This window comes from Cellulomonas sp. IC4_254 (genome assembly GCF_011603975.1).
Classification (GTDB): domain Bacteria; phylum Actinomycetota; class Actinomycetes; order Actinomycetales; family Cellulomonadaceae; genus Cellulomonas.
The window spans coordinates 1-7,594 of record NZ_JAANNB010000189.1 but is presented as its reverse complement, the minus strand read 5'-3'; the positions used below and the strand labels follow the sequence as shown (position 1 = coordinate 7,594).

Sequence of the window (7,594 nt, the reverse complement as noted above, 5' to 3'; positions counted from 1 at the left end):
GGGGTCAGGGGGTGAGGGTGCGGGCCAGGTCGTCGGCGCGGGCGTCCTGGCCCGAGCGGCGCAGGACGTCGACGAGCGCGTTCGCGACCTCGCCGTGCGGTCCCCGCTGACGTGCGGCCTGGAACCCCTCCATCGCCGACTCCAGGTGCCACACCGCGTCCTCGACGTGCCCGAGGTCGTCGTGCAGCCGGCCCGCGAGCCAGAACGCGTGCGCCGCGTCCGCCAGCGCGCCGAGGCCGGCGTACGCCTCCGCCGCCGCCTGCGCGCGGGCGGCCGCGGCGGCGCTGCGCTCCGGGCCGCCGAGCGTCGCCAGCAGCCGAGCCGCGGCGTCGTCCAGGTCGGCGGCGGCGCGGCGGTGCTCCGCCTGCTCCCGGGCGACGAGCTCCGGGGCGCGGTCGTCGTCCGGGCCGGCCGCGGTGCCCAGCCGGAGCAGCAGCCCGTCCGCCTCCGCCAGCACGGCCTCGGCCTGGCCGGTCACGGCGGCGGCCCCGGCCCACGCGACGACCACCGGCGCCACGACGGTCGCCGGCACGTCCGCGGCCAGGAGCCGGGCGACCGCCGCCGCGTAGCCGGAGGCCGCGCCGTCGTCGTCGCCGAGCACCTGCGCGCAGTGCGCCGCCTCCGCGTAGCCGAAGCCCGACTCGGTCAGCAGGCCCGCGCCCTCGAACGCGACCGCCGCGTCGAGGTACGCGCCGGCGGCGGACTCCAGGTCGCCGGCACCGGCGAGGCGCTCGGCCTCCGCGACCAGCGCCGCCGGGTCGGCCGGGGCGGCGCGCCGGGCGTCCCCGCCGGTCCCCGCCGCAGCGTCGGCCGTTCCTGCCCCGGTGCCCGCACCGCCGTCACCGGTCGCGCCCGCAGCCGCGGACCCGTGGACACCCGCCGACGACGCGCCCGCGCCCACGCCGCCTGCCGCCGCGCCGCCGCCCGCCGCCGCGCCGCCGCCCGCCGCCAGCCCGCGCGGCAGCACGTCGAGGTCCAGCGTGTCGGCCGCCGGCTCGGTCGCCCAGGCCCGCGCCACCGACTCCGTCTCGGCCGTCGTGCCGTTCCGGGCGTCGAACTGCGCCGCCAGCTCGTCGGCGCGGGACCGCAGCCAGTCGTCGAGCTCGGCCACGGTCGTCGCGGGCACGGAGCTGAGCCGCACCGGCAGGTCGCCGCTGCCGGTCGAGCGCAGCACGTGGGTGGCCGACCCGACGAGCCGCGCGAACGCGAGCTGCGAGTACGGGGTGTCCCCGCCGGTGAGGTACTGCTGGTCGGCCTCGATCGCCCGGACGGCCCGCTCGGCCTGCCCGCCGCGCGCGAGCAGCCGGACCCGGCGGCCGCGGGCGCCGACCATGTCGGACTCGGCCTCCGCGAGCGCCGCGACCGCGCGCCGGTGCGTCCGGGCGGCGTCGCGGGGGCGGCCCTGGTCGAGGTACGCCTCCGCGAGGTACGACAGCATGTCCGCCGGCTCGGAGGCGCAGGACGGGTCCTCGGCGAGCGTCTGCTCGATGATCCGGACGCCCTCCTCGACGCGGTCGGTGGCGAGCAGCCACGCGGCGCGGTCGCCGGGGTCGCACGCCTCGCACTGGGAGTAGTCGTCGCGCGGGGTGGCGACCCACGCCTGGTACGCCGCCTCGACGTCGGCGGCGCCGCGCTGCCGCGCCCAGGCGAACCGCTCGTAGGCGACGGCGTCCATGCCGTTGCCGGCGAGGGCGTAGCGGCGCTCCATGTCGGCGAGCGTGCGGTCGATCTGCTCGGCGGGCACCGTCGGGAAGTCGGCGAGCCCGGAGATCATCCACTTGAAGGACCAGAACAGGCCGTGCCGGTCCTGGGCGTCGAAGTGCTCGGGGTGCTCGTCCCACCAGCGCAGCAGCCGCGCGAACGCGACGAACGACCGGTCGACCTCGCCGCCCCACTGGTAGGCCTCGACCAGGGTGCCCAGGGCGTAGGCGCGGGCGGCGTCGGGACCCTCGGCGTCGACCAGCCGGACCTGGCGCTCGGCGGCCTGGGTGCGGGCGAGCCCGTACGGCATCTGCCGCACCCGGGTGATCTCGCGGTTGGCCTCGTCCAGCGAGCGGGTCACGCGCGCTCCTCCCCGGCCGGTCCCCCGGCCGCCTCGTCGTCGGCACCGGGCAGCGCGCCCGGCACCCCCTCGCCGGCGCGGCCCCGCGGCCCGGCGGCGTCCGCGCGCAGCCCCGCCCGCAGCAGCACCGACATGGAGCCGGTCATCAGCTCCGACTCCCGGGCGCGCAGCGGCTCGCCGGACAGCAGCAGCGCCGACACGTACAGCGACCGCAGCCCCGCGGCGAACACCTCGCCGGGCGGGGCGTCCAGCAGGTCCCGCACGAGCGGGCTGGCGTCGTTGAGCACGAGCCGGCGCGCGGGGGCGGGCTCGGCGAACCCGGCGAGCACGTCGCTCCACACGTCGTCGGCCTCGGCCATCGCCGCCCGCAGGTCGCGCTGGTGGTCGCCGTCCCGGTCGTGCAGCAGCACGGCGGGCAGCTCGGCGGGCTCGAACGTGCGCAGCACCAGCTCGGTGTCGAGCGGCCGCAGCACGTCGCCGCCCGCGCGGACGGCGTCGAGGGTCGCGAGCTCGCGCTCGGGCGGCACCGGGGCCAGCACCTGCGCGATGTCGCCGGCGCCGAGCGGCCGCACCTCGCCGAGCCCGCGGCCCGGCCCCCGCGCGGCGAGCCGACCCAGCAGGTCGGCGTCGTAGACGTAGCCCGCGTTCACCACGGCGAGCCCCTGCGCGCGGGCGACCGGGGCGATCCGCCGGTACTCCTCGAGCGTCGGCGCGAACACGACCTGCCCGTGCTCCTGGGCGACCTCGGCGAGCGTCAGCGTCCCGTCGGTCGTCTCGTACGGCAGGATCCGCGCGGCGAGGTCGAGCATCGTGTCGTCCGTCAGCGCGAGCGACCGCACCGCCAGGTGGTGCGTGCCGACGAACTCCCGCGCGAGGGCGGTCGACGACTCCAGGGTGCGCAGGGTCCAGGACCGGATGGCGTCCGCGAGCGCCTCCTGCGTCGCCAGCAGCACCTCGTCGGTGTAGAGCGCCTCGCGGGACGCCGTCGGACGCAGCCCGGAGGCGTCGATGACGCACCGCACGAAGAAGGCCCACTCGGGCAGCAGCCCGTCGACGCGCGTGCCGAGCAGCATCCGCTTGAGGTAGACCCGGTGCGACCCGCCACCGCCCGGCGGCACCGCGGCGGGCAGCACGAACGCCACCCCGGACACCCCCGCGAGGGGGACCTCCAGGTCGATGTGCGCCAGCGGCGTGAAGCCGAGCGTCTGCTCGCAGTACCGGGCGAGCGCCTGCGCCCGCGCGGCCTCGTCCGGGTGGTCGCGGGCCCAGGGGGCCTCGGGCGCCGAGACGCGGCGCCACACGTGGCCGGGGCGGGGCGCGCCGTCGGCGGGCAGGTCGTCCGCCGGGTCGCCCGCGTCACCGGTCGACCCCGCCGCGCTCGCCCCCGACCCCAGCGGCACCTCCACCGCCAGGTCGACCGGCAGCAGGGAGCCGAACTCCGCCGCCAGCGCGGCGACCGTCTCCCCCGCGAGCCAGTGCTCCATGTCCCGGCGGGGCCGCAGCCGCACCGTGCTGCCCGGGGGCAGGTCGGCGCCGGGCAGCTCGACCAGGTCGTACGACCCGTCGGCGTGCCCGCGCCAGCGCACGGCCGGCGCCTGCGGGTCCCGGGCGGAGCGGGACACCAGCTCGATGGCTTCGGCGACCATGAACGCCGACAGCAGGCCGATGCCGAACTGACCGAGGAACTCCTCGCGCCCGACGCCGAGGTCGAGGTCGCGCTTGGACGACCGGCCGACGGTCGCCAGCAGCTCCTCGGCCTCGGCGCGGGTCAGCCCCACCCCGGAGTCGGTGACCAGCAGCGAGCCGTCCGGCAGCGGGCGCAGCCGGACGGTCGCCGGGCAGCCCGGGTCCACGGCGCGGCGCGCGGTGATCGCGTCGACGCCGTTCTGCAGCAGCTCGCGCAGGTAGACCCGGGGTCCGGAGTACAGGTGCCGGGCGAGCAGGTCGACCACGCCGTGCAGGTCGACCTGGAACGCCCGCGCGGCGGGTTCGGTCATCGGCGGCGCGTCACTCCCCGGAGGCGGCGGCCTCGGCGGCCTTCGCCGCGGCGGCCTCGGCCGGGAACTGCTCGTCGAGGTGCTCGAACAGGCTCAGCGCGGTGGTGATGCCGCAGGCGAGGTGCAGGTCGATCTGCTCGTCGGTGGCGCCGTGCTCGTAGTCGACCGTGTGCTCGGCGTACACGCCGACGACGTCGTCCTCCGCCCGCACGTAGCCCTTCGGCCAGAGCTTCTCGGAGTTCCAGGTGTTCACCAGGTCGACGACGCGCGCGTACTGGTCGATGCCGACCCTGCGGTTCCACCGGCCGCGGGTCTGCAGGTACTCCTGCTGGCCGCCGAGCCGGAAGAAGTAGAACAGGTGCCCGTCCCAGTAGCCGCCGATGTCGCCGTCGTCGTCGACGCCGTAGTTCATCTCCCGCGCGTCCAGCACGTCGATGATGCGCTGGTGCGACAGCGGCTGCGGTCCGGGGACGGACGCCGCGGCGTCCGGCTTGGTGAAGAAACCCATGGCGTCCTCGTGGGTGTCGTGCGGGGCCACGTGGGTCCCGCGGGCTACGTCGGTGCTGGTGGCGGGCACGGAGGGCCCCGTCCGGGACGAGCCTAACCCGATCGCGCGAGCGGATCGGCGCCCGAGATGTCCGATCCGGTGAACGGGGGGTGACCACGCTGGCGGCGTGGGCGCCCGCGCGTATGGTGTGCGCATGGGTCTGTTCGGGAACCGCCGCCCTCGCCGCGGACCGGGCCGCCCGGCCGGCGGCCGCGAGGCCGCCCCGGTGCCCGCCAACCCCGGTCGCGGCGGCGCGCGAGGGTCCGAACCCGGCGGCGTGTCCGTGGACGACGGCCGGCCGACCCCGCTGAGCACCGACCGGGTCGTGCGCTGGTTCGAGCGGAACGACTTCCACTACTTCACCGACGACGACGGCGACCTCGGCGGGCTGTGGCGCGGCCGGCTGTTCTACTTCTTCCTGTTCGGCGAGCACCAGGAGATCGTCCAGGTGCGCGGCCAGTGGAACCGCGAGATCGCGATCGAGCGGCTCGAGGAGGTCCTGGACGCCTGCACCGAGTGGAACGCCGAGCGCATCTGGCCCAAGGCGTACGTCCGGGTCCGGGACAACGGCATGGTGCACGTCGTCGCCGAGGTCTCGACCGACCTGGAGCACGGCGCGACCGACGAGCAGCTCAGCCAGATCCTGTTCTGCGGCCTGAGCACGTCGAGCACGTTCTTCGACGCGATCGACGAGCTCTACCCCGACCCCGCGGCGGTGGCCCCGTGACCGCGCCCCGCACGCCGGGCTGGCTGTCCCGGGTGCTCGGCGAGCGCACCCCCGCGCCGGCGCCGCAGCGCCGGGTCCCGCTGCAGGCCCGGCCGACGCCGCTGACCCGCGACCGGGTCGCCGCGTCGCTGTCGTCGCGCGGCTACCACTTCCGGGTCGACGAGGACGGCGACCTGACCGGCGTGTGGAACGACTCCCGGTTCTGGCTGCTGCTCCTCGGCGAGCACCGCGAGATCCTGCAGGTCCGCGGCCGGTGGCACCGCCAGCTGCCGGTCGACAGCCGCCGCGCCGTGACGCTCGCCCTCAACGACTGGAACCGCGAGCGCATCTGGCCGAAGCTCTACCTCCGCGAGGAGGAGGGCCAGCTCGCCGTCTACAGCGAGGTGTCCACCGACCTGGAGCACGGCGTCACCGCCGAGCAGCTCGACCAGCTCATCTCCTGCGGGCTGGGCACGGGCGTGCAGAGCTTCGCGTCGTTCGACTCGCTGCTGCCGCCGCAGGTCTGAGGCGCGCTCAGGTCTGACGCGCCCTCAGCGCCGCCCGAGCGTCGGCAGCCCGAGCAGCACCGGCGCGGCCGGCCCGCCCGTGGCGACGCCCGTCCCGCACGCGTCCCCGGCGCCGCCGTGGGCGTGGTCGTCGCCGCCCGCCTGCCGGCGCTCCCAGGCGTCGCCCGCGCGGGTGCGGCGCACCGCGAACGTACCGCCCTGCACCGCCGAGTCAGCGACCAGGTGGTGCGGCGCGGCGTGCGTGACCTCGACCGTGACGAGGTCGCCGGGCCGGGGCGCGTCGGCCTCGGCCAGGCCGGCGGGCAGCGCGAGGTGCACCAGGCGGTTGTCCGCGGCGCGGCCCGACAGCCGGCGGGTCGCGCCGTCCTTGCGCCCCTCGCCCTCGGCGAGCAGCACCTCGACCGTGCGGCCGACCTGGCGCTGCGCCTCCTCGAGGCCGATCCGGTCCTGCAGCGCGATCAGCCGCTCGTACCGCTCCTGCACGACCGCCTTGGGCAGCTGGTCGGGCAGGTCCGCCGCCGGCGTGCCGGGGCGCGGGGAGTACTGGAACGTGAACGCCGAGGAGAACCGGGACGCCTCGACCACGCGCAGCGTCTCGGCGAAGTCCTCCTCGGTCTCCCCCGGGAAGCCGACGATGATGTCGGTGGTGATCGCCGCGTCCGGCAGCTGCGCGCGGACCCGGTCGAGGATGCCGAGGAACTTCTCCGACCGGTACGACCGGCGCATCGCCCGCAGCACCCGGTCCGAGCCCGACTGCAGCGGCATGTGCAGGCTCGGCATGACGGCGGGCGTCTCGGCCATCGCCGCGATGACGTCGTCGGTGAACGCGGCCGGGTGCGGCGAGGTGAACCGCAGCCGCTCCAGCCCGTCGATCGCGCCGGCGGCCCGCAGCAGCTTCGCGAACGCGCCCCGGTCGCCGAACTCGACGCCGTAGGAGTTCACGTTCTGGCCGAGCAGGGTCACCTCGATCGCGCCCTGGTCCACCAGCGCGGCGACCTCGGCCAGCACGTCGCCCGGCCGGCGGTCGCGCTCCTTGCCGCGCAGGTGCGGCACGATGCAGAACGTGCAGGTGTTGTTGCAGCCGACGCTGATCGACACCCAGCCGGCGTAGGCGGACTCACGGCGGGTCGGCAGCGTGGACGGGAAGACCTTGAGGGACTCCTCGATCTCGACCTGCGCCGCCTCGTTGTGCCGCGCGCGCTCCAGCAGCACCGGCAGCACGTCCAGGTTGTGCGTGCCGAACACGACGTCGACCCACGGGGCGCGCTCGACGATGCCGGTGCGGTCCTTCTGGGCCAGGCAGCCGCCGACGGCGATCTGCATGCCCGGGCGGGCGCGCTTGGTCCCGGCGAGCCGGCCGAGGTTGCCGTACAGCTTGTCGGCCGCGTTCTCCCGCACCGCGCACGTGTTGATGACGATGACGTCGGCCTCCTCGGCCGCCGCGGCCTCGGGCGACGCGGCGACGTAGCCGGCCTGCTCGAGCATGCCGGCCATGTGCTCGGAGTCGTGCACGTTCATCTGGCAGCCGAGGGTCTTGACCAGGTAGGTGCGCGCGGGCGCTCCGGCCGGCGACGTGGGGGCGTCGGCCGGCGCGAGGACGGGGGGCGGGGTCGTCGTGCTCATCGCGGACCAGGGTACGTCCGCGGCTGCCCCGCCTCCGCCGCGATGACCCCGGCCAGGTGAGGACATGACCGACTTGTTTCCGATCTGTGACCTCAAGAGGTGGCGCGGGTAACACGAGCCTCATAGGTTCCA

The 7,594-nt window shown here is 76.3% G+C and carries 6 protein-coding genes; 2 read left to right on the top strand and 4 right to left on the bottom strand.

The window, feature by feature from the left end:
* Nucleotides 1–4: 4 nt before the first annotated feature.
* From G6556_RS15550 to G6556_RS15540, 3 genes are read right to left on the bottom strand one after another with little or no spacing between them, the layout of a single operon-like run.
* On the bottom strand, nucleotides 5–2,062 hold the full coding sequence (locus G6556_RS15550; RefSeq protein ID WP_166943378.1) for a hypothetical protein: 2,058 nt from the start codon (nucleotides 2,060–2,062) through the stop codon (nucleotides 5–7).
* Nucleotides 2,059–4,059 (bottom strand): HSP90 family protein, encoded by a 2,001-nt coding sequence (locus G6556_RS15545; protein WP_166943375.1) that lies wholly within the window; start codon nucleotides 4,057–4,059, stop codon nucleotides 2,059–2,061. The genes G6556_RS15550 and G6556_RS15545 overlap by 4 nt, the downstream gene beginning before the upstream one ends.
* A gap of 10 nt (nucleotides 4,060–4,069) precedes the next feature.
* Nucleotides 4,070–4,636: a YbjN domain-containing protein gene (locus tag G6556_RS15540; protein WP_346774937.1), complete on the bottom strand. Its 567-nt coding sequence runs from the start codon at nucleotides 4,634–4,636 to the stop codon at nucleotides 4,070–4,072.
* Nucleotides 4,637–4,883: 247 nt separating this feature from the next.
* Between G6556_RS15540 and G6556_RS15535 the strand changes: the two genes are divergently transcribed.
* Together G6556_RS15535 and G6556_RS15530 are read left to right on the top strand one after the other, a co-directional pair.
* Nucleotides 4,884–5,333 (top strand): YbjN domain-containing protein, encoded by a 450-nt coding sequence (locus tag G6556_RS15535; protein ID WP_346774936.1) that lies wholly within the window; start codon nucleotides 4,884–4,886, stop codon nucleotides 5,331–5,333.
* Complete coding sequence (locus G6556_RS15530) at nucleotides 5,330–5,839, top strand: YbjN domain-containing protein (RefSeq protein ID WP_166943370.1); 510 nt, start codon at nucleotides 5,330–5,332, stop codon at nucleotides 5,837–5,839. Before G6556_RS15535 ends, G6556_RS15530 begins: the two co-directional genes overlap by 4 nt.
* Nucleotides 5,840–5,863: 24 nt before the next feature.
* On the opposite strand, the gene miaB is transcribed toward G6556_RS15530, so the two are convergent.
* Complete coding sequence (gene miaB / locus G6556_RS15525) at nucleotides 5,864–7,462, bottom strand: tRNA (N6-isopentenyl adenosine(37)-C2)-methylthiotransferase MiaB (protein ID WP_166943367.1); 1,599 nt, start codon at nucleotides 7,460–7,462, stop codon at nucleotides 5,864–5,866.
* Between the last annotated feature and the right edge of the window lie 132 nt (nucleotides 7,463–7,594).